Source organism: Pseudoalteromonas sp. Scap03 (genome assembly GCF_013393115.1).
Classification (GTDB): domain Bacteria; phylum Pseudomonadota; class Gammaproteobacteria; order Enterobacterales; family Alteromonadaceae; genus Pseudoalteromonas.
Genome location: NZ_VDEU01000001.1, coordinates 328,308 through 355,006, shown reverse-complemented (window position 1 = coordinate 355,006; position 26,699 = coordinate 328,308). Strand labels below are relative to the sequence as shown.

The following is a 26,699-nucleotide window of genomic DNA, read 5'->3' as shown; positions in this document are numbered from 1 at the left end:
ACCGTTTTTATTGCATGCTAAGTAGCTGTTTTGCTTTTACTAACTGGATATCGGCTAATTCTTCAGCGTTAAAAACGGTGTTTTGTTCTGATTGTTCATTTTTTATTATAACGGCTTTATTTGTTTGTGGAAGTGTTGTTTGATTAATCGCCACATTTGGAGTTACGCCAATCCCTTCAATAGACTCTCCCAGTGGCGTAAAGTAACGTGCGGTGGTTAGTTTTAAGGCGGTATCGCCGTCGCCTAATGGAATAAGTGATTGTACTGTTCCTTTACCAAACGACTGACTCCCTACTATTTTTGCACGTAGATTTTCTTTTAACGCTGCAGCCAGTATTTCTGCTGCTGAGGCTGAATTTTCATTAATCAGGACAACAATCGGAGCACCTTTCAAAATATCGCCGCGTTTAGCGTAAAAAGATTGATTCGAATCATAAAAGCGCCCTTTGGTCGTTACAATTAAGCCATCTTGAAGAAACAGGTCTGCTACCGCAACTGCACTCTTTAAAGTGCCTCCCGGGTTATCTCGTAAATCAATAATTAGGCCTTTTAATGAATGGCCATAATGGTTTTGCATGGCGGCTATTTGCAAGGCAACTTCATGCAAAGTGTGATTAGAAAAGTTATTAATAGCGATATAACCGCTACCTGAGTCAAGTAGTTGCTTGTTTACACTCGTTAGCTTAATTTGTTTTCTACTGAGATTAAATATTAGCGGTGTTTGAGTGTTATTACGGGTAATACTTAGCTGTACTTTACCGTTAGCACTGTCTTTGATGTATTGTGCAACTAAATCAATCGGACTATTTTCTACATAGTGCTGATTAACGGCAGTAATTATATCGCCTGAGCGAAGTCCTGCTTGTTTGGCTGGTGAATTATTAATTACTTTAACAATCGTGGTGCGTTGCTCGATGCTTTTTACTTCTATACCTAGGCCGGTATAGCGACCATTCGTGTTATTAAATAATGCATTTAGCTCATTTTTATCTAAATACTTAGAGTAGGCGTCGAGCTTAGAGTATAAGCGTTCAAATTGAGACGAGTTGTATTCAATATACTCACTGTTTTGCAGTGCTAAATCATCAACGTAGTAGGTGTGAATATTAAACAGTATTTCATTTATTTTTTGGCTTTCTAAGTCTTTAACCGAGCTTGCATAGGCTGTATTTATAAAGCCAAAAAACACTAATAAAACAAATAAGATAAAACAAAAGCAGGGTGCACGCTTTTTCACAGAGGTTTTTTGTTGGCAAATGTGTGTGTTTATCATAACTGCCTCTAACAGGATGCAGCTATTTTGATATTAAATACGCCTGCACCATTTTATGGGATTAACAGCACGTCCTTTATGACGTATTTCAAAGTATAGACCAGAATCGGCTTGTCCACCGCTTTGCCCAACTAATGCAACACTTTCACCTTTTCTGACCATATCACCCACGTCTTTTAGCAAGGTTTGTGCGTGTCCGTATAAGCTCATAAAACCTTGACCATGGTCAAGTACGATTACCCAGCCATAGCCTTTTAACCAGTCGGCAAATACTACTTGGCCATTATCAATGCTATTAACTGAAGTCCCTTCAGATGCAGAAATTAATACACCTTTCCAGTTTATTCCGCCGTGCTTACGTTGACCAAACCTATGCGCTAATTTTCCTTTGCTCGGCCAGTTTAATTTTCCTTTATTACGATTTAAGCCAAGTAGTTCAATTTTTGTAACTTTTTCTTCTTCAAGTTCTTTGATAGTGGCGATCAGAGTTTGTTCGTTTTCTTCTAAATAGCTAATGGAATTTTTGGTTTTATTTAACTGCTTTTTTAGGTTTTGTAAGCTTGCTTGGCGCTCATTTTTAGCCCCAAGAAGTGCTGCTTGTCGTCTTTTTTGTTCTTCAAATAAAGCAACGAGCCTCTCTTTTGTTTTCGCAAGCTCAGCTTGATTTTTTGCAATCTCAACTTGCAGTGCTTTAAGATCATCAAGTTGCTTTATACGAGCTTTATTCAGGTAGTTATAGTAGCTAAGTGTGCGTTCAAATTTGGCGGTATCTTCTTGGTTAAGTAGCATTTTTGAATAGTCATCGCTACCTGCCATATAAGCACTTTTTAACTGTGCTGCTAAAATACGTTGAAATTGGGCTTGTTGTTTTTCAAGCTTTGCCGCGCGTTGTTGTTGCTCTGCTTGCTGTTGTTGTGTTTTTTTAACGGATTGCTCAGCCATATTAAGTGCTTTAGCGTTTTTCGCTATAGCTAGCTCATGTGTTTTTAGTTTTTGCTGCTGTTTAGCTATTTCTTTTTGCTGTTGTTGAAACTCAGCTTGGCTTTGCTCTAAAGCAACTTGTACTTGGGATAGGTCTTTTTTGGTACGATCTTCATTAGCCACTGCAACGCCAGTGGCTAATGAGTTTAGTACACATATACACGCAATGATGCGGCATGCGCTTTTATTCATAAATTATTTCAACACCATAATTGGCGAACCGGTCATTTCTGCAGGTTGTTCCAAACCCATTAAATGCAGCATAGTAGGTGCAACATCGCTCAAGGCTTTACCGGTATGCGCTTGTGCGTCACGACCTACATAAATAAAGGGTACTGGCTCGCTAGTATGTGCTGTGTGCGCTTGGCCTGTTTTAAGGTTTGCCATTTGCTCTGCATTACCATGATCAGCAGTTATTAGTGCTTCTCCACCGTATTCTTTAAGGGCATCAACTACACGACCAATACAGCTATCTACTGCTTCACAGGCTTTAACTGCCGCCTCAAATACACCTGAGTGGCCGACCATATCGCCATTAGGGTAGTTACAAATAATGGCATCATACTTTCCACTTTTTATTGCTGCAACGAGTTTATCGGTAAGCATTTGTGAGTTCATTTCTGGCTGTAAATCATACGTTGCTACTTGAGGAGATGGGATTAGCTCGCGAGTTTCGCCGTCAAACTCATTTTCGCGTCCGCCACTAAAGAAAAAGGTAACGTGAGCATATTTTTCAGTTTCTGATATACGTAGCTGAGTTTTACCTTGTTTCTCAAACCATTCGCCAAGTACGTTATTAAGCGGCGTTGGGCCAAAAGCCACTGGCGCATCAATATCAGCAGCGTATTCAGTCATCATCACAAAGGCACTAAGCTCGGGCGATTTTTTCTTATTAAAGCCGTCAAAATCAGGTTCGACAAAGGCGCGAGTGATTTCGCGTGCGCGGTCTGCTCTAAAGTTGGCAAATATAATGGTGTCGCCATCATTTACTTTTACAGATTCGCTACCTTTTGGGGTAATAGTACTTGCTGCTACAAATTCGTCATTTTCATCGCGCTCATAAGCCGCGTTAAGTGCGTTTACGCCATCTTCATAATCAAAGTCGCTTTCACCTAGGGTGATTAAATTATACGCTTTTTCAACACGGTTCCAGCGGTTGTCTCTGTCCATGGCATAGTAACGACCAATTAATGAGGCTAAACGGCCACATTTAAGCTCGCTAAACAAGGCTTCAATACGCTCAATTGATGCTTTAGCGCTGCGCGGGGGAGTATCTCTGCCATCTAAAAAGGCATGAAAGTACACCTCTTTAGCGCCGCGTTTTGCAGCCAATTGTATACTCGCCACAATATGATCTTCGTGACTATGAACGCCACCAGGGCTTAGCAGTCCCATAATATGAACGGCTTTGTTGGCATGAACAGCTTTATCAATGTTTTCAACCAGTGCAGGGGTTGTATCAAATTCGCCATCATCAATGGCTTTTGTGATGCGAGTAAAATCTTGATACACAATACGACCAGCACCTAAATTAACGTGGCCAACCTCAGAATTACCCATTTGACCACCAGGAAGACCCACATCTAAACCCGATGCTGAAATTAATGTATGAGGGCGAGTTGCCCAAAGCTCATCTAATACAGGGGTATTAGCAGCTAAAATGGCATTGCTTTGCTCATCTTCTCTGTATCCCCAGCCATCTAAAATCATTAATACCAGTGGTTTTTTATGCTCTGTCATAGTCACTCCTATTAGGGTCTGTTGACCTTTGCGGATTAAAATTTGTTCAAACTAGGGGCGGTTTAATCGCGGCGCTAGGTTTGTAACCTAGTGAGCTAAGTAAAAACCGAGCAACAAAGAGTAAATCGCCCCTAGGCAGAACCCTTCGGGCAGCACCTGTTTGGCATTGATGCTGCGTTATCGCCTATTTATGGGGAATAACCACACCACATAGGCTCTGCCTTACCTAAATACCAAACAGACTGCTGCAAATTTAACCTTGAAAGATCAACAGACCCTAGCGTTGCTAAAATACACGCTAACATTAATGCCAACATGCCAAGCTTAAGCATACCGTGTTTTATAGCTAGGATCAGCAATGAAAAGAAGATATTAAAAATTTTCAATGAGCTCACTCTCTCAATTGAATATTTTAAAGGGTTAGGTTATTTTTCAGTTAAAAGAGCACTACATTGTGGCTTACAAGCCTGCTTAAACTCGCATTTTTAGCTGATTTGGGTATACTTGCGCGGCTAATCCCTATTTTATTCAAGTATTGAATAGGCTTGTGGGGTAAGCTAAGCCTATGTGTAGGTAAAATTCAGAGTAGCCTAACAGTGCTCTAAATTGAATTACAGGTGAGTGACTGCTCATTGTGTAAGTTCAATAAATATGAATTAAATATCTAAAACACCCTGTTTTAGCATGTAACTTTATAGTGGAAGTCGAATGGATCAATATATTGAATTTGTCTCAAATCATCCAATTCTAAGCCTAGCTTGGGTTGCGATTGCGTTTCTTATTGTTAGTGGCGCAATAAAAAGTAAATTTTCAGCAATTCGTCAGATCAATCCTCAGCAGTTAACGTTACTTATTAACCGCGAAGACGGTCAGGTTGTTGATATGCGCGGGCAAAAAGAGTTTAAAACAGGTCATATTGCCGGTGCTGTGCACTTAAACCCAGAAAAAGCTAAAGAATCTGATTTCTCAACCCTTGAAAAGTATAAGAGCAAACCCATTATAGTGGTATGTGCTGCAGGCATGACTGCCTCAGGTGTTGCAACTGCAATGCATAAATCAGGCTATGAACAGGTTTATGTTTTATCTGGCGGTATGGGTGCGTGGCAATCAGCAAGTCTGCCAACAACAAGCGGTCGCTAATATCTCTTAGCTAAACCGATTAAGGATTAATTATGAGTAACGTTGTTTTATACACCAAAGGATATTGTCCTTTTTGTCATCGCGCATTAGCGCTGTTAGACAGCAAAGGTGTAGAATACACAAACATTGATATTGGCGTTCAGCCAGAGCTTCGCGATGAAATGATCGCCAAAGCCGGTGGCGCAAGCACGGTTCCACAAATTTTTATTAACGATGAACACATCGGTGGCTGTGACGACATGATGGCACTAGAAGCACAAGGTCACCTTGACGCTAAGCTGAGTGCTTAATTTAATTAATTATAATAAATAACAGGTTAGGAATAACAATGAACGAACAAAATCAAAACGCAGCAGCAGAAGCTGATGCAGGCGCACAGTTTACTATTCAACGTATTTACACTAAAGATGTGTCGTTTGAAACGCCAAATTCACCAGCTATTTTTCAAAAAGAGTGGGCTCCAGAAGTAAAATTAGATTTAGATACACGCTCTAATAAGCTTGATGAAGGTGTATACGAAGTTGTTTTAGCATTAACTGTGACGGCATCTATCGGTGAAGAAACTGCGTTTTTGTGTGAAATTCAGCAAGCAGGTATTTTTACTATTGCTGAAGTTGAAGAAATGCAATTAGCACACATGCTGGGTGCATTCTGTCCTAACGTGTTATTCCCATATGCACGTGAAGCGGTATCGAACTTAGTAAATCGTGGTACGTTTCCACAACTTAATCTTGCGCCAGTTAACTTTGACGCATTATTTGCACAGTACATGCAGCAACGCACAGCGCAAGCTGAGCAGGCTTCAGCAGACGCATAATTTATGAATACAGCAACATCAGCTGTTACTGTTTTAGGGGCGGGGTCATATGGCACCGCCCTTGCTATTTGTTTAGCCCGAAATGGTCACAAAGTGACTTTATGGGGACGCAATAGTCAAGACGTTGCGACGCTTGCAGCTGAGCGAAAAAATCAACGTTACTTACCTGATATTCCTTTTCCTGACACCTTAACTCTTGAAGCTGATTTACAGCATGCAACAGCAGCTAGCGATATTGTTTTAGTTGTTGTGCCGAGTCATGCGTTTGCTGACACGTTAAAGCAAATTAAACCGGCTTTGCGCTCTGATGCAAAAATAGCGTGGGCTACTAAAGGACTTGAGCCTGATACTGGGCGTTTATTGCAAGAAGTGGCAGTGCAAGAACTCGGTGAAGAAGTGCCATTAGCGGTGCTTTCGGGGCCAACTTTTGCTAAAGAAATGGCGAAGGGTTCACCAACTGCCATTTCGGTGTCATCAACGTCATCAGCATTTGCGAAACAAATTGCCGATTTATTACATTGCGGTCGATCGTTTAGAGTGTACAACAATGACGACTTTATTGGCATACAGCTTGGTGGTGCGGTTAAAAACGTGATTGCTATTGGTGCAGGGATTTCTGATGGTGTCGGCTTTGGTGCAAATGCACGTACCGCGCTTATTACTCGTGGTTTAGCAGAGTTATCGCGTTTGGGTTGTGCCCTAGGTGCGAAACCAGAGACCTTTATGGGGATGGCTGGTTTAGGCGATTTAATTCTAACCTGTACCGATAATCAGTCGCGCAACCGCCGTTTTGGTTTAGCCTTAGGTCAAGGTGAAAGTGTTGATGATGCGATTGCATCAATCGGCCAAGTAGTTGAAGGCTTCAGAAATACCAAAGAAGTGTATTTACTTGCGCAGCGTGCGGGCGTTGAAATGCCAATCACTGAGCAAATATACAAAGTGCTTTATGAGAATAAAGGCATGAAAGCAGCTGCTATGGCATTACTTGGTAGAGAACAAACTTCTGAGTAATAACACCAAATTTATTAAAATCAATTATTGCCTACCTTAAGTGTTATTCATAGTGAGCAACCTTAAGGTATTGGCAAATGTGCTAATCTTAAGGTTGCTTTAATAAAGCTATTACGACATATACGCTTAATTAGAGTAGTTTGTCATTATTTGATTGACGTTTATTTTGGCTAAACCTTTATTATAAATTTGTTGCCATTTTTGTCCTTCTGCATCGTTTCTAAACGCAATATATAGTTTTTTCTCTTCAAGTAAATTTGCGTTCATCGCAACTTTACTTGCAATGCTGGTAAGGGATTTATCTGTGCTCAGTAAGTACTTTAATGCATTAGCATCAATAACTGCTGCGCCTATTTATGGCCAACCACACTACATAGACTCAATCTTACCTCCAGATCAAACATGCAGCTGTAAACTTAACCTTTAAATGTCACTAGATCTTGAATAAATACAACTTTCAACAGTCTACTTGTCTCAGTTTTAGGTTACGTTTTAAAAACACTGGCAGAATCTTTTAATTGTGCCGCTAGCTCTTGCATATCCCGAGAGTAAGTTTGAACTTGTTCAATTTTAGCCATACTACTTTGTCCAGCCGATACCACTTCATTAATATTTTTACTTAAGTCCTCAGCAACGGTGCTTTGCTCGGTAACTGCACTTGAAATATGGCTCGACATTTGGGTAATTGATCCAATTGCGTCAGAAATATTTGCAATCAGCTCGCTCGCTGCAGTTGCGGCACTCATACTGTCTTGACTCATATTTTTACTAAGTTGCATGACATTTACTGCAGATTGAGAGCCTTTTTGCAAATTTTCAATGGTAGTATGGATCTCCGCTGTGCTTTTTTGTGTTCTACTTGCCAAAGAACGTACTTCATCAGCAACTACGGCAAACCCTCGCCCTTGCTCACCTGCTCGAGCTGCTTCAATAGCGGCGTTTAATGCCAGTAGGTTTGTTTGTTCTGCGATAGCCTGAATAACGTCAAGTACTGATACAATATCCTGAACAGATTCTTCTAAAGTACCTATTACTCTAGATGATTCATCAAGTTGACCGACTAAACTTTCAATAGAGTTAATAGAGTTTAAAAAAGCTTCATGAACTTTTTGTGCATCAATATTTGCAGTTTCTGCAGAGTTCAAAGTATGCTTTGCGTTATTTTCTATTTCGGTTGCAGAGGAAGCCATTTGTGTAATGGCTGTCGCTATTTGGTCTGTTTCTACCTGTTGTGTGGATAAATAGTGCACGCCTTCTGCGCTTAGTGATGAGATATTACCTGCAACACTAAGCGAATCATCTACCGACAATTTAAAACCATTTATAAGCGCTGCAATTTTATGCTCAAACTTATTAAAAGAGGCTGCCAGTTGACCTATTTCGTCATCGCGTCTAACAACGATTTCTTGTGTTAGGTCGCCATCACCACTGGCTATCATTGCCATTTTTTCTGCTACCTCAGATAGAGGCTGCGCAACTAGTTTTTTAAAAATATAAACTAAAACAGCTCCCAAAATACTGGCAAGCAACAGCATCTCAATGACTAAAAATATCGCCAATTCAGTTAATACTTTATCAATATGACTGTATTCAACGTAAAGACTCACTGAGCCGACTTTATTAGGAGTACCTGAATCATCATAAATAAGTTCACTTTGTATAACAGACTGTGTTTTTACACCGTCTGTTTCTGCAAAAACTTGCTCATTAGTATCATAAATTGTTATTTTAGAAATATTATCAGAAGCTACTTCAGCTTTTATTAACTTATTTGCGAGCTCGTCTTGAAAGTTCCACATTGCATTGGGTAACGATAAACCAATACGTTCCTTAGCTAGGCTAATCTCAGTATCAAGTTTTTGCTTTAGTTGCTTACTTTGGGTGGTATAATCATAAATTCCAAAGCACAACAGCACCAATATCATAGCGCTCAACGTGGTAACTACAAGCCTAAATAAAATTGAACGGGTCAAAGGATGTCCTTACTTTAAGTAGTTTGACATTATTGCATTAACATCTATCTTCTCTAACCCTGAGTTGTAGATTTGTTGCCATTTTTTTCCTTCGGCATCGTTTCTAAATGCAATATAAAGGCTTTTATCTTCAAGTAATGTTTCATTCATTGATACTTTACTTTTCATGCTTGCCAGTGATTTATCAGTACTTAGTAAATAATTAAGCACATTGGCATCAATAACTGCTGCATCAATTCTACCAGCTGCAACTTTTTTGATATTTAGTACATCGGAGGGGACTGCATCACCCTTTATCGAACCCGCGGCAATCATATCGTCAAGCTCTTTAGTATTTACATAATCTTGCACCACACCTATACGCTTACCAGCTAAATCACTGGTAGTAGAGAAAGTGATAGGTTTTACATTGTTTTGTACTAACCCAAGTGGACCTGTACCTGTTGGATTTGAAAATACAAAATCAGACGTGTCATGCATATACTCAGGAAAATAACCAACATACTTTGAATTTGCTTGAGCTGCAGAATTAACTGCGCGAGACCATGGGAAAAAGTCTACAACAAGCTCGTGCCCTTCAGCTTTAAATGCGGCTTTTGCTACAGCAACAGATGCACCTTGTTGATCGAGTGATTTATCAGCATAAGGCGGCCAAGCTAATGACGTTAAGTAAACGGTATCGGCACAGACTAAGTTTGAAAAACCTAATAATATTAATAGTAATAATGTTTTCATAGCGTAACCTTAAAAGTTAAATGTTCTTGATACTGAAAGAAGTATAGTCGAGTCACCATAGGTGTCTAAGTCTGTGTCTTCATAGCTGGCCGATAAGTTCCAGTCGTTGATAGTGTAATTAGCACCAACACGCCAATGAATATAGTTATCATCATCAGCTTCCCACTGCCATTTGTCGTCATCATGGCTGAGTGAGTAGTCGGCACCTATATCAATCGAAAAAGCATCATTAATGGGAAAGTTGTGCGTGATCATTACAATGCTGTGGCCAGCACCCGTACCAAAGTAATCCCATGCATGCCAGAAGTTTAGATTAGTATTACCATAATTGAACTTAGCGTACGCTTCAGCATAGTTATAGTCTGAGCTAAAGTCCTCGCCATGGTAGGTGTATTGAGCTATGCCTACGTCAAGGTTTATAGAATCGTTTAGTCTAGTAAAATAACCTAAATAACCGTCTGCTTCTATGTCTGTACCTTCTCCAAAGTCGACATTTGAACCCCAAACACCAGCATAAAAACCAGTGTCTCCAGCCCAGTCAAAACTAGCCTGTAGGGCGGGGTCCTCTTGAGTTTGGCTAACACCATTGAATAAATAATCAGAAACAACAGTTACTGTTGCCGAAGTTGCCGCAAGTGATGAAGTTGAGCAAAGTAGGAATGAGCTAAGTAATAATTTTTTCATAATTTAACGTTTTAAAAAGGAATATTATTATTAGCTTAGTACAAGTTTATAGATTTTGAAAAATAGTCAGTGATAAGGGTCTGTTGACCTTTGTGGATTAAAATTTGTTCAAACTAGGAGCGGTTTAATCGCGGCGCGAGGTTTGTAACCTAGTGGGCTTGATAACTGCTCCTGCGTTATTCTACTGGCTTACATCCATGTAAGAATGAGTAAAAACCGAGCAAAAAAGAGTAAATCGTCCCTAGGCAGAACCCTTTGGGCAGCGCCTGTTTGTTATTGATGCTGCGTTATCGCCTATTTGTGGGGAATACCACACCACCTAGGCTCTGCCTTGCCTAAATACCAAACAAACTGCTGCAAATTCAACTTTGAAAGGTCAACAGATCCTAATACTTAGTGGCGCTTAAAGTTACTAAATTTAAACGCCAGTTTAATTTATTGGGCGTTAGGAAAACCAAGTTGGCGCCAAGATTCATACACAAACACAGCTACTGCATTAGATAGGTTCATACTGCGACTATCGGCTTGCATAGGAATACGAACACGTTGCTCATTGGGTAATGCTTGGATCATTTCATCAGGCAAACCTCGAGTCTCAGGACCAAATACCAAACAGTCACCCGCTTCATACTGTGCTTGGTGATGAAATTGACTACCTTTAGTAGTGCACGCATACACTTTTTTAGGCTGGCACTTTTCTAAGTAAGCTTCAAATGAAGCATGGCGTTGCACATGGCTAAATTCGTGATAATCAAGGCCAGCGCGTTTTACACGTTTGTCATCCCACTCAAACCCCAATGGTTCAATTAAATGAAGTGCAAAGCCTGTATTGGCACATAAACGAATGATATTCCCGGTGTTAGGCGGAATTTCAGGTTGGTATAAAACAATATCCAGCACAATAAGCCCTATAAAATCTTTAATTTGACGAGCTCAGTATACACGAACAATGAATAAAAAATGATATACTGAAAACATTAAATACAGCTTACAGCGGAAAGATACGTGCATAATCGCAGTTATGAATTTTGGGTTAAAGCCTCTAGCATAGTGACCATGGTTATGGTCAGCCTAATGATTGCGACCAAGGCATGGGCGTGGCTAGCGTCGGGTTCTGCGTCAATGCTTGGCTCATTAACCGACTCATTAATGGATATCACAGCAACGTTAATGAGCTTTTTGGTTTTATCGTACGCGCTGCGTCCTGCGGATGACGACCACCGATTTGGCCACGGTAAAGCAGAGGCGCTTGCAGGGTTAGGGCAGGCCGCTTTTATTGCAGGCTCGGGTTGTTTATTGGCGTTTCATGGTATTGAGCGTCTCATTAACCCCGTAGAGCTGACGCATTCATTATTAGGTGTATGGGTGAGTATTTTTGCCATAGTGTGTACATTAGTGATTGTGTATGTGCAAAATAAAGTCGTAAAGTATACAGAATCAATCGCTATAAAAGCAGATTCTGTGCACTACAAAGGCGATTTAATTTTAAATGCAGCGGTGCTACTTGCTATTTTACTTGCTTATTATGGGGTGCTGTATGCTGATCCGTTATTTGCCATAGGTGTGGCAGGATATTTACTTTATAACAGCTGGGATATAGCAACCGAGAGTGCCTCACACTTAATGGATAAAGAGCTACCCGATGAAGAAAAGCAAAGTATTTTTGAAATAGCCCGTAATCATAATGACGTTTATGGGGTGCACGGTATTCGTACTCGACAAGGTGGTAAAGTTAAATTTATTCAGCTGCATTTAGAGCTTGATGACAATTTACCACTTATTCGTGCCCATAAAGTAGCAGACGAAGTGGAAGCCATGATCACTCAGCAGTTTGAATCACAAGTGGATATATTGATTCATCTAGATCCGCTCTCGCTTAGTCGTTAACCTAATCTGAACTCTGCTTGAGATAGATTTATTATCTATAATTGAGGTTAATTTACAGACTCGCAAAATTTATACAGGCTAGTTAGCAGTGATTGGCGGATATCATCACGTTCAAAAAACAGCTCGTGCTTAGCTCCTTTAAACTGCTTGATTAGGGTATTTTTATGCCTACTTGCGAGCTTATGTTGGGCTTGATTATCAACCACTTCGTCATTTTCTGCGCTGGCTATAAATAGTGGGGTGGTTATAGATAGCTTATCGAGTGCTTTAATGAACGAAAAAACGGTATGCAGCCAACCATAAGTCACACCACCTAATTGTAATAGTGGGGTTTGCTGATAAGTTGCCCTAAATTGCTCGTAACGTATTTGACTACTGGTTAAAGTATTAAGCGCAAACTCTTCAGCTGAATAATCGCTTTGCCCTAGTGCATAACATCCTGAGAAACCTAATAATGACGCACTCGCAGCGATAAACTGTGCAATTGGTTTGGGTATTCCTTTGGTATAAATATCAAACATGGGCGCCGATAAAAACGCTCCACTAAAATCATGTGAATAGCGTGCTAAGTAATCAAACGCAATGGCGCCGCCCATTGAATGGCTAAGTAGTAGTTTTTTACCTTGCCAGTGCTGCTGCACCACTTTTTCATTAAACTGGTTAAGATCGTGACTGTAATCTTCAAATTGTTTTACGTAACCTTTGTGGGGGTTTTTTAATAACCGATAAGAGCGACCTTGGCCTTGGTGATCAACAATAAACACAGCAAAATTATTACAATAAAGCTCCCAAAGTAGCTCTTTGTATTTATCGAGTCCTTCAATACGCCCTGAACTAATAACAATGGCTGTATGAGCATTTTTAGGTTTGGCATAAGCATAAAATAATTCCCCAGCTGCTGTGTTTAAATACGCTTTTTTAAGCGTATTAGTATAAAACTCAGTAATTGCAGACAGGTTATTTTCAAGCTCGCTTTCAGTGCTATAAAACATGGTCTCTCTTTTGTATTGGTAAGCTTACTTCAACGCATAATCCGCCAGCGCCTTTGTTTGATAAAACTAAATTTCCGCCATGCGCTATTACCGCATTTTTTGCAATGGCTAACCCTAACCCTGTCCCTCCACTGTGTCGGTCGCGGGCATCTGATTGCCTAAAAAACGGTTCACACAACTTATCGAGTTGCGCTTTAGGTACGCCTGGGCCGTCATCACATATTTGTATGTATATGGTATCACTGTGTTTTAAGCTAATACTAATAGTATGTTGTGCATATTTAATGGCGTTGCGCAGAATGTTCTCTAAGGCACTGGCAATCAACATTTCGTCGCACTCTATATTTACTTCAACATTACCATGTACAATTAAGGTTTTATTGTGCTGTTTTGCTTCAAACTGAGCATCGTTTATTACATGGTCAACAATCACTTGCAGCGACTGTGTTTGCAGCGATAAAGGTTGGCTATTGGCTTCTAAGCGCGATATCTGCAATACATCGGCTATCATTTTATCCAGTTGGTTAGCTTCTTTTTCAATACGCAACAAATAAGATTGATTTTCCTCACTTGCCTGCATTTGTGCAAGTCCTGTAGCCATTTTTAAACGGGTTAGCGGGGAGCGTAATTCATGGGATATATCGGCTAATAAACGTTTTTGAGCGCTAAGCAGTTGCTCTAGTTGATCGGCCATCCGGTTAAAGTCGCGCCCTAAAACTCCAAGTTCATCTTTTCGCTGACTATTTATTGTTGCACGCGCACTTAAATCGCCGTTTGAGAGCCTGATAGCGGCTTGTTTTAAGCTATTTATAGGGGCAATTAAGTTACGGCTAAATAAAAAGCTAAGCGTAAGCGAGGCAATAATTGCCATGGTAATTTTTAACCAAACGGGTAATAATCTTAAGCGAATAAAGAGCGGTCGCTGCTGATTGATATCGATTTCATATAACTCAAATTCCCCTTCAGGAACCCGAATGCGCACAGGGCCAAAAGCTTGGTAATATTCAGTAAAAATAACCTGTGGTGGCATGCCCTTACTAAAGTTAAGTAAGCTTAAATCAATATTGTTCTCAACATTTTTACTGATCAACACTTCATCGCTATTTTGTGAATTTAAATAAAGCAACTTACGTTTCGTTAAACGCGGATGAGTAATAATGTCATTAATAGAGCGCTTGTGTTTATGTGCGCTACGCTCTATACCTCGTGCCAAATATTCTAGATTTTTTTGCATCGGCCCTTGTAGTGGATCATGGCTAATGGCGTTTATTAGTGAAATATTACTCAAGAAAAAGAGCGCTGTAAAAGTGCCAATAATGGTCAGCCAAAACCACGTAAACACTTTAAAAAACAGATAATGTCGTGGGTGGCGTAGCCAACTAAAGCGCAGAGCTTTATTCTCCTTGGATGAAGACATAACCCGTTCCCCTCATTGTTTTAATTTTATCGCCCTCAATATGCTCGGCTATTTTTTTACGAATATTACTCACATGCATATCTATAGAGCGGTCAAAAGATGCTAAGCGTCTGCCTAATACATCTTCGCTTATTTGCTCTTTGCTAATTACATCAGGCGCGTGTTTTATCAATAAAGCGAGTATTTCGTATTCGGTGCCCGTTAATGTGAGGGGGATGTTATTAATACTGGCCTCTCGCGCAGCAAAATTAATAGTAATACCATTTAAAGAGAGCTTTTTATTAGTGTTATTACTTACACTATTAATATGTTCAATGCGGCGAGTAATTGCTTTTACGCGGGCTAGTAGTTCTCTGTGATTAAAAGGCTTTGGTATGTAGTCGTCAGCGCCGAGTTCTAAACCAAAAATACGGTCAAAGTCTTCTCCTTTAGCGGTCAGCATAATCACCGGTGTTAATTTACTTTGCCTGAGTTGTTTCAGTACTTCAAAGCCATCTATAGAGGGCAACATGACGTCTAGTAATATAAGCGCGTAATCGTTTTGCAAGGCAAGCTCTAAGCCTTGTTGACCATCATGTGCGGTTTGAATGCTAAAGCCTTGTGCACTTAGGTATTCGCTTAATAATTCGCATAAACCGGTGTCATCATCAATCATTAATAGTTTCATATATAAAGCCTTACGAGCTGTTAATGGTTTTATTTTACGCGTTTAATGTATCAATAGTTAGTCTTTACATAACCTTTACACTGCTTTGCGTTACTTTTCATTGAACCAGTTATAGTGAACATACTGGTTAGCAGCCAACAACCAATCCAATATTAAGGTGATGATTATGACTAAAGTAAACACGTTATCAAAATTAGTACTCATTTGCGGTTTAACAGCGGCAACGCTCACTACGGGCAGCGTATTTGCAAAAGGCGATGGCTATAAACAAGGTCACTCTCAGGCGCGCTTTTTACTCTCTGAGCGAGCAGCAGATAAGCTGGCACTTACGCAAGAGCAACAAACACAACTAAAAGCGATTTTTACAGCGCAAAAAACGCAAATTAAAGCGCTAAGAAGCCAAGACAAAGACGCGCGCCAGGCACAGCGCCAAGCCTATAAAGAACAAATGGATGCGTTATTGTCAGCGCCAAATTTTGACGAAAATGCAGCGAAAGAGTTATTAACTGCACGCCAAGATAAGAAACAGCAATTGGGGTTAATTAAATTAAAAACCCAGCATCAAGTAATGCAACTACTTAACGCTGAGCAAAAAGAGAAGTTAGCTAAAATTCAGCAGCGAATGACCAAAAAGCACCGCAAGCATAAAGCATAGCGTTTTAACACAAAGCAAAAAGCCAGCTAAATGCTGGCTTTTTTATATTACACGAGTGATTATTTAAAAAAGTCATCTTCATTTTTTGCCATCATTGCTTCAATGTCTTCAATCATGTCTTGATTGAATTCATCTGCAGAGGTGATGGGTGCTGAAATTTTATTATTTTCAAACGACCACTCACCTAAGTCAATAAGTTGGCAACGCTTTGAACAAAAAGGGCGGTGCGGACTTTGTGCTGACCATTCTACTTTTACTTTGCAGGTTGGGCAGTTAACCATAGTTGGCATAATTTACTCTCAAATTAATATAGGCTTGGCTGCTCAATTTATCGTTAAGCAACTAAGCATTTTATTTAAAAACTAGTAACGCGGTTTATCTCAGCCAGCGAGGTCACACCCTCTGCTGCTTTACGAATACCTGATAAACGCAAATTGTTATACCCTGCTTTAAGTGATACCTCAGCAATTTCTAATGAGTTACCACCACGCATTATAATTTGCGCTATTTCGGGGGTGATTTTCATAACCTCGTAAATACCAACACGGCCTTTATAGCCCTCAGTACAGCTTTCACAGCCTTTAGGGGCATACAAAACCATATCCTGTATTTGTTGTTCACTAAAGCCTTGGCGAATAAGCTCTTCACGGGGTAACTGCTCTGGTGTTTTACATTTAGAGCATAATCGGCGCGCTAATCGCTGAGCGATTATTAAGCTAATTGAACTGGCCACATTATACGCGGGTACGCCCATGTTTAATAAACGAGTTATGGTTTCAGGTGCAGAGTTAGTATGTAGCGTTGATAGTACTAAGTGACCGGTTTGTGCCGCTTTAATTGATATTTCAGCGGTTTCTAAATCTCGTATCTCACCTACCATTACTACATCGGGATCTTGGCGTAAGAACGCTCGTAAAGCATTAGCAAAGGTCATGTCGGCTTTAATGTTTATTTGTACCTGATTAACCCCTTCGAGGTTAATTTCTACCGGATCTTCGGCGGTACTGATGTTACGCTCTGGCTGATTGAGTATATTTAAACCCGTATACAGGGAGACGGTTTTACCTGAGCCAGTTGGACCGGTAACTAAAATCATCCCTTGTGGTTGCTCTAATGCATCGAGGTAGAGTTTTTTCTGCTCAGGTTCATAACCTAATACATCAATACCTAACATGGCACTTGATGAATCGAGGATACGCATTACAATTTTTTCGCCCCATAAGGTAGGCATGGTACTAACACGAAAATCAATACTTTTACGTTCTGTCACTTTGAGTTTTATACGGCCATCTTGTGGCTTACGTTTTTCAGCGATATCAAGGCGCGACATAACTTTTATACGGGCAGATAGCTTACTGGCCAAGGTGTTTGGCGGGCTGGCTACCTCATGTAAAATTCCGTCGATACGAAAGCGAATACGGTATTTATGTTCATAAGGTTCAAAGTGAAGATCCGAAGCGCCTTTTTTTATTGCGTCCATTAAAATTTTATTAATGTAGACAATAATAGGGGCGTCGTCTTTGTCATCGTCTTTTGGCGTATGGTCTTTTTGTGGCTCAGAATCTAGTTCAGCAAACTCTTTAAATTCATCCTCACTTAAATTTAAGCTACCTGCAGCATCCAGTAGTTGCTCAATTTTATTATCGAGTTGAATGTAGTCAACTACCACCACTTCACACGATAAACCGGTGCTAAATTCAAAGTTTTCAAAAGCGCCGTAATCGGTAGGATCTGAAGCGGCAATATATACTTTTCTGCCTTTTTGTACCAAAGGTAAAATATGATGCTTACGGATCAGCTTTTCTTTAACTAGCTCGGCAGGAATTTGTGCAACATTAAAATCTTTTAAATCAAAAAAAGGCACTCTAAACAAATCAATACATTGCTCAGCTAAATCGTTGCTATCTATTTTTCCGCATTTAGAAATAAGTTCTGCGGTTGACGCAAAGTCTTGCTGCCTGGCTTTTACGGTATCGGTATCGACACGGCCGAGGGTAATAAATTTTCTTAGTAACGGTGAGTTAATATTCATTGCGCACCTGATTTAATCCTTCTTTACTCAGCAATTTATCAGAAAAAAGAAAGGAATACATTAATCGTACCAATGCAGCAGATAATTTACCGATAAAAAATATCAGTTTATTGCGCTGTGATTGGGTCAGTCACTTTATATTGTAGACTTTGCTTGCTGTAAATAATAACTATGTAGCCTAAGTAAGTCTTGTTTTACATCGTTTAAATCGCGGTTATTATTTAAAATATCATCCGCTTTTTGTTGTTTATGCTCACGAGACATCTGTGCGTCAATAATTTGTTTTGCTTGTTCAGAGCTAATATTGTCACGTTTTGTGGTGCGGGTAATTTGTATTTCTACTGGTACATCAATTAGTAAAGTACGATTACAGTAGCGATCAAGCTCATTTTCAAATAATAGCGGGGCAACTAAAACCACATAGTCGCTTTGCGCGTTTTTTAAATCAATAATAAGCTGAGTGCGTATTAAAGGATGCAACAGCGCATTGAGCCATGTTTTTTGCTCAGGGTTACTAAAAATACGTGCTCTTAGCTCGCTACGGTTTAATGCGCCATGTTCATCGAGTATGTCAGAGCCAAAATGCTTAACAATGGCATTAAGTCCTTCTGAGCCAGGTTCAACCACTTGGCGAGCTACAATATCAGCATCAACAATAGTAATGCCTAGCTCTGCCAACATATCGCTAACTGCGGTTTTACCACAGCCAATCCCACCGGTTAGGCCCAGCACCCAGTTATTTTTATGGTGTTGTGTATTACTCATAGTTAGTAACCAATAAAATTAAAATAGCTGTTTTGTAGTTGTGTACCCCACAGCATAGTTATCCAACCGGCTATTGCTAAATAAGGACCAAAAGGAATAGGCGTTGCTTTGTCTTTACCTTGAATACTCAGCAGGGCAATGCCTATTACTGCGCCTACCACGCTTGAGAGTAAAATAATGGTCAATAACGATTGCCAACCTAGCAGTGCGCCAAATACAGCCAGTAATTTAAAGTCGCCATAACCCATACCTTCTTTGCCAGTAATTAGCTTAAACAGCCAAAACACACTCCACAAGCTTAAATAACCACATGCTGCACCAATAATAGCATCGCTAGGGGCTATGGTATAACCCATAACTGATGCGATTAATGCTAGCCATAAAAGCGGCAAAGTAAGCTGATCTGGCAGTAGCATGTGATCAATATCAATAAAAGTCAGTGCTACCAATGCCCAAGTCACTACAATGTACAATAAAGCCTGCTCAGTTGCGCCAAAAGTGTAAGCAACAACTAGGCTTAAAATAGCGGTAATGGCTTCAACGATTGGGTAACGAATTGAAATTGGGTTATCACAGGTTGCGCATTTACCTTTTAAAAATAACCAACTAATAATGGGGATATTTTGCCACGGTTTAATCGCCGCTTTGCACTTTGGGCAACATGAATTGGGTTTAACTAAGTTAAACGTGTTAGTCGTTTGTTCAGTGGTCTGTTTAGCCTTTGGGCTGGTTAGTTCATCGGCTAATAATAAGCGGCATTCAGTTTGCCATTCTTTTTGCATCATTAGCGGCAAGCGATAAATCACCACATTTAAAAAGCTACCAATACATAAACTCACTAGGCCAATCGTGGTTAAGTAAAACCATAAATGGTTTTGCATCGTGGCGGTGATATCAATAAAAAAACTTTGCATTTATTTTACCTAAAACTAAATTCTGTGTTGATAATACAGTGGTTTTATATAAGTGCAAAGTTAGGGTTTAGGATGTTAGGTTCGAGGTTCAAGGTTCAAGGTTCAAGGTGTAAGGTTTTAGGCCTATAACCCGAAGCTCGTTGCTCGTGAACCTAAAACCGAAATAAAATCTTAAAAGGACGCGGGGTTAAATAACTGAACCTAGTTGGAATATAGGTAAGTACATGGCCACAATTAAGCCACCCACTAATACGCCGAGCACTGCCATTATTAACGGCTCAAGTAAGCTCGATAGACCATCTACCGCGTCATCTACTTCTTGCTCGTAGATAGTGGCAACTTTAGCCAGCATGCCATCAAGCGAACCTGATTCTTCACCAATGGCGACCATTTGCACTACCATATCGGGGAATATTTTTGAATTTCGCATCGCCCAGTTCATTTGATTACCTGAACTTACCTCGGCTTTTATTTCTAAAATAGCATAACGGTAAACCGCATTACCTGAGGCACCGGCTGCAGAATCCAAAGCATCCACCAATGGTACACCCGCAGCAAAAGTGGTCGATAAAGTCCGCGCATAACGTGCCACGGCCGCTTTATTTAAAATCATGCCGACAACCGGAAGCTTCAGTATGGCGCGATCGGTGGCATCACGCAACTTTAAGCTTCTTAAATGGGCTTCTTTAAATAGATAACCAAAGGCAACAACTGCAATGAGCGCTATCCACCAGTTTGTTTGCATAAATTCTGATATACCAATCACAAATAAGGTAAAGGCAGGCAGTTCAGCACCAAAGCCAGCGAAAATATCTTGAAATTGTGGTACTACAAAAATAAGTAATATGGAGGTTACAATCAACGCCACCACCAATACCGCAATAGGGTAAAACATGGCTTTTCTAATTTTTGATTTAAGCGCTTCTGATTTTTCTTTATAAAGGGCTACGCGGTCAAATATTTTATCCAAAGAGCCCGATTGCTCACCTGATGCTACTAAATCGCAATATAAATCATCAAAATAACGGGGATGCTTTCTGAGTGCCATTGATAATGGTTGCCCTGCTTTAACCTCATCACCAATTGTTTCCATGAGTTTACTCACGCTTTTATTGGTAGAACCTGAGCCTATCATCTCAATTGATTGAATCAGTGGTACACCCGCCATCAGCATGGTAGCTATTTGCCGAGTAACTAAAGCAATGTCTTTTGGGGTGATTTTTTGCACACTTTGCAAACCAAACAAGGGTTTGGCTTTGCGTTTTACTTTTGAGGGGGTAATGCCTTGTTTGCGTAACTGGGCTTTGACCAAAGCAATACTAGAACCAATTAGTTCTCCCTCAAGCTTTTTTCCTCGAGCACTAACCCCGATCCATTGAAAAGTATCTTTTTGGTTTGGCTCTTTTTTCATATTTTAATTTACTTGTATTATTTTAATTAAGGCTGAGTACTAGGTATTCAGCCTTGAAATGATGCTATCTACAGCTTGATGGTCTATAGGCCGCAGCTAAAGTACCTGTAGTACAGTCCCAACTTAAAGAGTTTGCAGGAACAGTTCCACTTGTTAAATCTGCACCACCAGCTTGCGGTCTCAATATAATTGTACCGCCGCCTGCTCTAGCTGTGTATGTTATTGTTACATAACCTGTTGCGCCTGCGATTGCTACGCTTGTAACATTATCTGTTGCTGTTGGTGCTGTCCAACCTTGATCTAATGCATTTCCATTCATAGAATTTTCAGCAACAGCTGTCTTAGCTGCTGAAGCCAATGACAATCCATCAGTTACACGTGCTCTGATGGTATAGTCTTGATAAGCAGGTAGTGCAACTGCTGCTAAAATACCGATGATTGCTACTACAATCATTAATTCAATTAGGGTGAAACCCTTTTGGTTTTGTTGTGTCATTGTTTGCATGTTTCCTCTCCTAAAGGATAATGTTGCGGTAAGCCAAACGGGTATAAATTATAAATATAACTTATGTTGTTTACTTAACCTGTTACTACAAAAAATAAAATCATTTTTGCCAAGTGGCATTTTAGCACCATTGGTAATCACTATTTTAAAATTATTACCTTAAAGCAATGACCCAAAAGTAATGCACAGCATGGCGGTTATTCGTTTCTCGTCCCTTATTTGAGTATAAACCTAACCATTAAAAGTTAGTTATAACCCGCTTAAGTTACAAGTTAATTATAAAAATAAACCTTGTCGTTTATTTTTATTCTGTCCCTTACAAATGCTTCTCCATTCTTTTTAACTAATTAAGTATTTAAAACTAGTCAATATGAATGAGTCTAACACTGTTTATTGCGCTTTTGTATTTAAAAACTTTATAAAAAACGCCTTTATTTAATAACTTGTTACAAATAGTCCTTTAGGATTATTTAATGCTCTTTTTTAAAAGCTGTCAATCAATTAGCGCAAGAAACTATAAATAGTTTTTACATTATTTATTCAAATCGCATCGATAAATCGATTGATTGTAAATTTTTTGTAAGCGCTCCACTTGAGATAAAGTCGACCCCAGCTTGTGAGTAGGCTTTGAGCGTTTCCAAGGTCATATTGCCTGATACTTCTAATTTAGCGCGCTTATTTGTAATGGTAACCGCTTGGCGTATTTGCTCAGGATTAAAATTATCTAGCATTATAATGTCGGCGCCTGCGTCAATGGCTTGCTCTAGCTCATCAAACGATTCAACCTCAACCTCTATAAGTTTATCGGCATGATTTAGCTTAGCTTGAGCTACTGCGTTATTAATTCCTCCGCAGGCTGCTATGTGGTTTTCTTTAATTAAAAACGCATCAAACAATCCAATTCGGTGGTTTGCACCGCCGCCACACTTAACTGCATATTTTTGCAATGCTCTTAGCCCCGGAATGGTTTTACGGGTATCGAGTAGTTGCGTGCTAGTGCCACTGAGCTCTTTTACATAATGTGCTGTGGTGGTGGCTGTGCCTGAAAGCGTTTGTACAAAATTAAGTGCAGTTCGCTCAGCCGTTAAAATAGCGCGTGCAGAGCCTGATGCAGTAAATAGGGTGCTATTGGCACTAACTAAGTCGCCGTCGTTCACGCATATATTTACAACTACACTTGGGTCGACTTGTTTAAATACTTCAATAATAAGGTCTTTACCACAAAAAACACAGTCTTCACGGGTGATCACTTTCGCATTGGCTTGCTCTGCTTGAGGAATAAGCTGTGCGGTAATGTCGCCTTGTTCTGCGCTTTGGTTATTTAGGTCTTCATCCAGGGCTAAGGTAACAAGTTGGCTAATTAGGGTATGCGAAATAGACATGAAAAAGCTCATAGTAGATAATTAATTAACTAAATTTTACTCTGTTTAATTACTAAATAGAAGCCGCTAACAACTAAACTAAAAATTAACGCGCTAATCATATTTTATGGTTTGGTATTACGCTATCTTTATGTGGTTAAATCTATTAGCATCTTGATATACATCAATTTTGGTTGATTAACCTGAGCTCTAGATAATAAATCTATCTCAAGCTGCTATTTTGAGCAAACACTGTGTTGAATATATTTACAATAGTGTTTTAAATTTTTCGGCAACGGGCAACGGGCAACGGGCAACGGGCAATGGACTTGACACCAATCCCTACCATTTTACTCAAAGAGCATTTGACATCGGGCATATAAGTTTAAATCAAATAGTATGAAAATAGATTCTTTAGGCGTTATAAATAATATTACCCAGCGTGCGTGTAGCCACTTTGACGAGCGACCTGCTCACAGCGATATTTCGCTGCTGGTTATTCATAATATTTCATTACCAGCAGGGGAGTTTAACACCCCCTACGTTGATGATTTATTTATGGGGAATATTGATTGCAATGCACATTCTAGCTTCAGTGATTTAGCAGGACTTAGGGTATCAGCGCATTGTTTTATTAAGCGCTGTGGCGAAGTTATACAATATGTGCCTTTTGAAAAACGTGCATGGCACGCGGGGCGTTCCTGCTTTGCTGGGCAACAAAATTGTAATGATTTTAGTATAGGTATAGAGCTTGAGGGCACAGATACAACTAACTATACCGATGGTCAATATCAAAGTTTAGCTGCATTGGCGCAGGCTATTATGCAGCGCTACCCAAAAATAACAGCCAGTAATATAGTGGGGCATTGCGATATTGCCCCTGGGCGAAAAACTGACCCCGGAGCGAGTTTTAACTGGCGTAAGTTTTTTAACCTAATTAAATAACTAGGGTCTGTTGACCTTTCAAGGTTAAATTTGCAGCAGTCTGTTTGGTATTTAGGCAAGGCAGCGCCTATGTGGTGTGGTTATTCCCCATAAATAGGCGATAACGTAGCATCAATGCCAAACAGGCGCTGCCCTTCGGGTTCTGCCTAGGGAGGATTTACTCTTTGTTGCTCGGTTTTGACTTAGCCCACTAGGTTACAAACCTCGCGCCGCGATTAAATCGCCCCTAGTTTGAACAAATTATAATCCGCAAAGGTCAACAGACCCTAAATTAAGCGAGTAACTACATGATTTTGGTTTCAATAATAATAGCACTGATACTTGAGCGTTTAGGGGCTCGCTCTGCGCATTGGCAAATAAGCCATTATGCCAACAGCTACTTAAATCGCAGTGTTAATTTATTAACGAATAAAGGTTTATTTGGCACGGCTTCTGGGTTTTTAATTTGGTTATTGCTGCCGGTGATTGCGGTTGCTTGTTTGTTTTTTTTATCTGATTTTGCATTGTGGCAGCTGGTTTTTAATGTAGCGGTGTTATTGGTGTGCTTCGGTTGTGCTAAACAGCGTGCCTTATATAAGTCGTACCTCAATGCATTAACTCGAGGTGACCAAACTGCCGCCACTTTATATGCTTTGCAATTGGGGCAAAAGCGCACAGAGGAGCAGCAAGGTGGTGAAACCTTAGGTCAAACATTAGCGTGGGTTAATTTCCGGTTTTATTGTGCGGTTATATTTTGGTTTGTGATATTGGGTGTTGCCGGTGCTGTTTTTTATGCATTAGTACGAACCTTTGCTGACTTAGTGAGTGGTAACCGTGATGAAGTCATTGCCAAGCATTTTAAGCTCATTCACCGCTTGCTGTTTTGGTTAGATTGGCTCCCAGCGCGTATTACCAGTTTTGGTTATTTAGTGATTGGTAACTTTAACAAAGGCACTAGTTGCTGGCTGCGCTTCGTATTTGACTTTTCAAGCCCAAATCGCAAGGTGGTTACTTATACGGCATTGGCCGCCGAACAAGTTGAAAAGCGTTATTACGGCTGCACCTTTGAAGCCACCTGCATGATCAAACTGGTCAAGCGTAATGTACTTTTTTACTTAGTGTTAATTGCCTTAATGACTTTATTTGGTGGTTTAAGTTAAAGACTAGGGGTTAGGTCATAGGTGTTAGGTAGAAATTAAGCTAAGCACTGTGTTTAGCTTGGTGTTGGAGGGCTACGAGTTGCGGGCAATGAGCAACGGGCTTAAAACTTCTTTACCCTCTCTTTGTGTAATAGTGTTTAAGTAATTTACTTACCGCAGAGAATGCTGAGTACACAGAGGAAGTGACAATCAATGGTTGTTCCCTCTGTGGAGCGTGAAGCGCCTCTGTGTCCTCTGTGGTTCAAAAAATAAATATTAGATCTCTGGATTTAGGTTCTAGGCACTAGGGGTTACTTCACTTTGGGCCTCTCATTTACACCCATTATCTTCTCTTTGTGAATAGTTTTTAAGTAATTTATTTACCACAGAGAATGCTGAGTACACAGAAGAAGTGACAATCAATGGTTGTTCCCTCTGTGGTTCAGAAATAAATATATTTGGTGTTAGGTTTTAGGTAGAAACTAAACACCGTGTTTAGCTTAGTGTGGGCGGGCTGCGAGCAACGGGAACGAGCTTAAAACCTTTGATCTTTAACCTAGACCCTAAATATGCGGGAGGTAAACTCTCGATTACAATAAAGTAAAGGTATGTTTGTATGAGGCGCTACGCTTTATCCTAGTGCCGAACCCCGAACCCCAGCTGGTCTGACCATTTGTTTTTCATATTATTAACCTTTCTTTATCCTCTGTAATCTGTGTATTATTTGAACTTTGTTTAAATTACGTTACGCTGGCCTTAGGGCTTTAAAACTGCTGTAAATTGACAGTAATTACGGTTTTTGATAACGTATGGCAAAATTTGGTATGACCAATTTACCTTTTGGTCAGGTCATTCAGTTAAAAGCCTTATTTAATGGGCTGCTAGCACTTATACAACGCGGACGTTGATTGATGTCTTTAAAAATTAAAGCGGCAAAATTATCTGATGTTATTTTACAACAACTTGAGAACATGATTCTTGAGGGGTCGTTAGCACCAGGAGAAAAGTTACCACCGGAGCGTGAACTCGCTAAGCAATTTGAAGTGTCGCGTCCGTCGTTGCGTGAAGCCATTCAAAAGCTTGAGGCAAAAGGGCTCGTAACCCGTCGTCAAGGTGGTGGAACGTATGTAAAAAATCAATTGGAAGAGGGGCTGACTGATCCGTTGTTTGATTTGATCAGTAAACACCCCGAATCGCAATTTGATTTATTAGAATTTCGTCATGCGCTAGAGGGAATTGCGGCTTATTACGCAGCACTTCGCGGAACAAGCAACGATTTTGCAAAAGTAAAACAGAGCTTTGAGCAGATTGCATTAGCTAAAGATGAATTAAAGCAAAAAGCCAAAGCGATTAATGACTTTCATTTTTGCATCGCTGAGGCGTCTCATAACGTAGTGTTACTGCACTTAGTAAGAGGGATGCAAAGCTTACTTGAGCAGAATGTTTTACAAAATTTAACGGTGTTACTTAAAAAGTCAGATATAAGCAGCCAATTAGCTGAGCACAGGCGTTTATTAATGGATGCAGTGATTGACGGTAATCCTGAACAAGCTCGCTTAGCGAGTAATGCGCATTTAGCCTATATTGAAGAAGCATTGCTTGAAGCGGGTAAAGAGCATTCGCGAATTGAACGTAGTTTAAGACGCACCAAACAAAATTAAGCAAGTACATTTACT

The 26,699-nt window shown here is 40.0% G+C and carries 27 protein-coding genes; 9 read left to right on the top strand and 18 right to left on the bottom strand.

What is annotated here, in order from left to right; all coding sequences use genetic code 11:
- Positions 1 to 7 precede the first annotated feature (7 nt).
- The 4 genes from FHG08_RS01570 to FHG08_RS01555 all read right to left on the bottom strand — a co-directional run bounded on the left by FHG08_RS01570 (position 8) and on the right by FHG08_RS01555 (position 4,380).
- Positions 8 to 1,273 carry a S41 family peptidase gene (locus tag FHG08_RS01570; RefSeq protein WP_178956631.1) on the bottom strand — a complete coding sequence of 422 codons (1,266 nt, stop codon included), beginning with the start codon at positions 1,271 to 1,273 and terminating at the stop codon, positions 8 to 10.
- A 33-nt stretch (positions 1,274 to 1,306) separates the two neighbouring features.
- Complete coding sequence (locus FHG08_RS01565; RefSeq protein ID WP_178956630.1) at positions 1,307 to 2,446, bottom strand: murein hydrolase activator EnvC; 1,140 nt, start codon at positions 2,444 to 2,446, stop codon at positions 1,307 to 1,309.
- Positions 2,447 to 2,449: 3 nt separating this feature from the next.
- Positions 2,450 to 3,994 carry a 2,3-bisphosphoglycerate-independent phosphoglycerate mutase gene (gene gpmM, locus FHG08_RS01560; RefSeq protein ID WP_010391829.1) on the bottom strand — a complete coding sequence of 515 codons (1,545 nt, stop codon included), beginning with the start codon at positions 3,992 to 3,994 and terminating at the stop codon, positions 2,450 to 2,452.
- Between the two features lie 188 nt (positions 3,995 to 4,182).
- Entirely contained in the window at positions 4,183 to 4,380 is a 198-nt protein-coding gene (locus FHG08_RS01555; protein WP_138609618.1) for a hypothetical protein, read from the bottom strand.
- Between the two features lie 322 nt (positions 4,381 to 4,702).
- Here FHG08_RS01555 and FHG08_RS01550 point away from each other — a divergent pair, with 322 nt between their 5' ends.
- The 4 genes from FHG08_RS01550 to gpsA are packed head-to-tail and all read left to right on the top strand — an operon-like array spanning position 4,703 to position 6,962.
- On the top strand, positions 4,703 to 5,134 hold the full coding sequence (locus FHG08_RS01550) for a rhodanese-like domain-containing protein (protein WP_178956629.1): 432 nt from the start codon (positions 4,703 to 4,705) through the stop codon (positions 5,132 to 5,134).
- Positions 5,135 to 5,166: 32 nt separating this feature from the next.
- Complete coding sequence (gene grxC, locus FHG08_RS01545; RefSeq protein ID WP_010391834.1) at positions 5,167 to 5,424, top strand: glutaredoxin 3; 258 nt, start codon at positions 5,167 to 5,169, stop codon at positions 5,422 to 5,424.
- Positions 5,425 to 5,462: 38 nt separating this feature from the next.
- Complete coding sequence (gene secB / locus FHG08_RS01540) at positions 5,463 to 5,951, top strand: protein-export chaperone SecB (RefSeq protein WP_010391837.1); 489 nt, start codon at positions 5,463 to 5,465, stop codon at positions 5,949 to 5,951.
- A gap of 3 nt (positions 5,952 to 5,954) precedes the next feature.
- Entirely contained in the window at positions 5,955 to 6,962 is a 1,008-nt protein-coding gene (gpsA, locus tag FHG08_RS01535; protein WP_138609615.1) for an NAD(P)H-dependent glycerol-3-phosphate dehydrogenase, read from the top strand.
- Positions 6,963 to 7,447: 485 nt separating this feature from the next.
- Here gpsA and FHG08_RS01530 read toward each other — a convergent pair whose 3' ends face one another.
- The 4 genes from FHG08_RS01530 to trmL all read right to left on the bottom strand — a co-directional run bounded on the left by FHG08_RS01530 (position 7,448) and on the right by trmL (position 11,254).
- The gene (locus tag FHG08_RS01530; RefSeq protein WP_178956628.1) at positions 7,448 to 8,935 is read right to left on the bottom strand and encodes a methyl-accepting chemotaxis protein; all 1,488 of its coding nucleotides are present in this window, start codon (positions 8,933 to 8,935) and stop codon (positions 7,448 to 7,450) included.
- 9 nt (positions 8,936 to 8,944) lie between these two features.
- Positions 8,945 to 9,670, bottom strand: coding sequence for an ABC transporter substrate-binding protein (locus FHG08_RS01525; RefSeq protein WP_138609611.1), 726 nt, complete (start codon positions 9,668 to 9,670; stop codon positions 8,945 to 8,947).
- Positions 9,671 to 9,679: 9 nt separating this feature from the next.
- A complete protein-coding gene (locus FHG08_RS01520; RefSeq protein WP_178956627.1) occupies positions 9,680 to 10,354 on the bottom strand; it encodes a TorF family putative porin in 675 nt (224 codons plus the stop codon).
- A gap of 435 nt (positions 10,355 to 10,789) precedes the next feature.
- Positions 10,790 to 11,254, bottom strand: coding sequence for a tRNA (uridine(34)/cytosine(34)/5-carboxymethylaminomethyluridine(34)-2'-O)-methyltransferase TrmL (trmL, locus tag FHG08_RS01515; RefSeq protein ID WP_178956626.1), 465 nt, complete (start codon positions 11,252 to 11,254; stop codon positions 10,790 to 10,792).
- 156 nt (positions 11,255 to 11,410) lie between these two features.
- Here trmL and FHG08_RS01510 point away from each other — a divergent pair, with 156 nt between their 5' ends.
- Positions 11,411 to 12,241: a cation diffusion facilitator family transporter gene (locus FHG08_RS01510; protein ID WP_178956870.1), complete on the top strand. Its 831-nt coding sequence runs from the start codon at positions 11,411 to 11,413 to the stop codon at positions 12,239 to 12,241.
- 47 nt (positions 12,242 to 12,288) lie between these two features.
- Here FHG08_RS01510 and FHG08_RS01505 read toward each other — a convergent pair whose 3' ends face one another.
- The 3 genes from FHG08_RS01505 to FHG08_RS01495 are packed head-to-tail and all read right to left on the bottom strand — an operon-like array spanning position 12,289 to position 15,317.
- Positions 12,289 to 13,233, bottom strand: coding sequence for an alpha/beta fold hydrolase (locus tag FHG08_RS01505; protein ID WP_178956625.1), 945 nt, complete (start codon positions 13,231 to 13,233; stop codon positions 12,289 to 12,291).
- On the bottom strand, positions 13,223 to 14,650 hold the full coding sequence (locus FHG08_RS01500; RefSeq protein ID WP_178956624.1) for an ATP-binding protein: 1,428 nt from the start codon (positions 14,648 to 14,650) through the stop codon (positions 13,223 to 13,225). Before FHG08_RS01500 ends, FHG08_RS01505 begins: the two co-directional genes overlap by 11 nt.
- Positions 14,628 to 15,317, bottom strand: coding sequence for a response regulator (locus FHG08_RS01495; protein WP_178956623.1), 690 nt, complete (start codon positions 15,315 to 15,317; stop codon positions 14,628 to 14,630). Before FHG08_RS01495 ends, FHG08_RS01500 begins: the two co-directional genes overlap by 23 nt.
- A 166-nt stretch (positions 15,318 to 15,483) precedes the next feature.
- Between FHG08_RS01495 and FHG08_RS01490 the strand changes: the two genes are divergently transcribed.
- A complete protein-coding gene (locus FHG08_RS01490) occupies positions 15,484 to 15,972 on the top strand; it encodes a periplasmic heavy metal sensor (protein WP_138605552.1) in 489 nt (162 codons plus the stop codon).
- A 59-nt stretch (positions 15,973 to 16,031) separates the two neighbouring features.
- On the opposite strand, the gene yacG is transcribed toward FHG08_RS01490, so the two are convergent.
- The 7 genes from yacG to nadC form a co-directional block, all read right to left on the bottom strand.
- Positions 16,032 to 16,262 (bottom strand): DNA gyrase inhibitor YacG, encoded by a 231-nt coding sequence (yacG, locus tag FHG08_RS01485; RefSeq protein ID WP_054202591.1) that lies wholly within the window; start codon positions 16,260 to 16,262, stop codon positions 16,032 to 16,034.
- A gap of 65 nt (positions 16,263 to 16,327) precedes the next feature.
- Positions 16,328 to 18,004 (bottom strand): type IV-A pilus assembly ATPase PilB, encoded by a 1,677-nt coding sequence (gene pilB, locus FHG08_RS01480; protein ID WP_178956622.1) that lies wholly within the window; start codon positions 18,002 to 18,004, stop codon positions 16,328 to 16,330.
- A gap of 135 nt (positions 18,005 to 18,139) precedes the next feature.
- Positions 18,140 to 18,769, bottom strand: a complete 630-nt coding sequence (coaE, locus tag FHG08_RS01475) for a dephospho-CoA kinase (RefSeq protein ID WP_178956621.1) — start codon at positions 18,767 to 18,769, stop codon at positions 18,140 to 18,142.
- Between the two features lie 2 nt (positions 18,770 to 18,771).
- Positions 18,772 to 19,683, bottom strand: coding sequence for an A24 family peptidase (locus FHG08_RS01470; RefSeq protein WP_178956620.1), 912 nt, complete (start codon positions 19,681 to 19,683; stop codon positions 18,772 to 18,774).
- Positions 19,684 to 19,870: 187 nt separating this feature from the next.
- Complete coding sequence (locus tag FHG08_RS01465; protein WP_178956619.1) at positions 19,871 to 21,094, bottom strand: type II secretion system F family protein; 1,224 nt, start codon at positions 21,092 to 21,094, stop codon at positions 19,871 to 19,873.
- Between the two features lie 64 nt (positions 21,095 to 21,158).
- On the bottom strand, positions 21,159 to 21,599 hold the full coding sequence (locus FHG08_RS01460; RefSeq protein WP_178956618.1) for a pilin: 441 nt from the start codon (positions 21,597 to 21,599) through the stop codon (positions 21,159 to 21,161).
- 536 nt (positions 21,600 to 22,135) lie between these two features.
- Entirely contained in the window at positions 22,136 to 22,981 is an 846-nt protein-coding gene (gene nadC, locus FHG08_RS01455; protein WP_178956617.1) for a carboxylating nicotinate-nucleotide diphosphorylase, read from the bottom strand.
- 378 nt (positions 22,982 to 23,359) lie between these two features.
- On the opposite strand from nadC, the gene ampD reads away from it, so the two are divergent.
- From ampD to pdhR, 3 genes are all read left to right on the top strand, one after another.
- Entirely contained in the window at positions 23,360 to 23,905 is a 546-nt protein-coding gene (gene ampD, locus FHG08_RS01450) for a 1,6-anhydro-N-acetylmuramyl-L-alanine amidase AmpD (protein ID WP_178956616.1), read from the top strand.
- Positions 23,906 to 24,192: 287 nt separating this feature from the next.
- Positions 24,193 to 25,044 carry a beta-lactamase regulator AmpE gene (gene ampE, locus FHG08_RS01445; RefSeq protein WP_138609465.1) on the top strand — a complete coding sequence of 284 codons (852 nt, stop codon included), beginning with the start codon at positions 24,193 to 24,195 and terminating at the stop codon, positions 25,042 to 25,044.
- 890 nt (positions 25,045 to 25,934) lie between these two features.
- A complete protein-coding gene (gene pdhR / locus FHG08_RS01440; protein ID WP_138608204.1) occupies positions 25,935 to 26,684 on the top strand; it encodes a pyruvate dehydrogenase complex transcriptional repressor PdhR in 750 nt (249 codons plus the stop codon).
- The last annotated feature ends 15 nt before the right edge of the window (positions 26,685 to 26,699 follow it).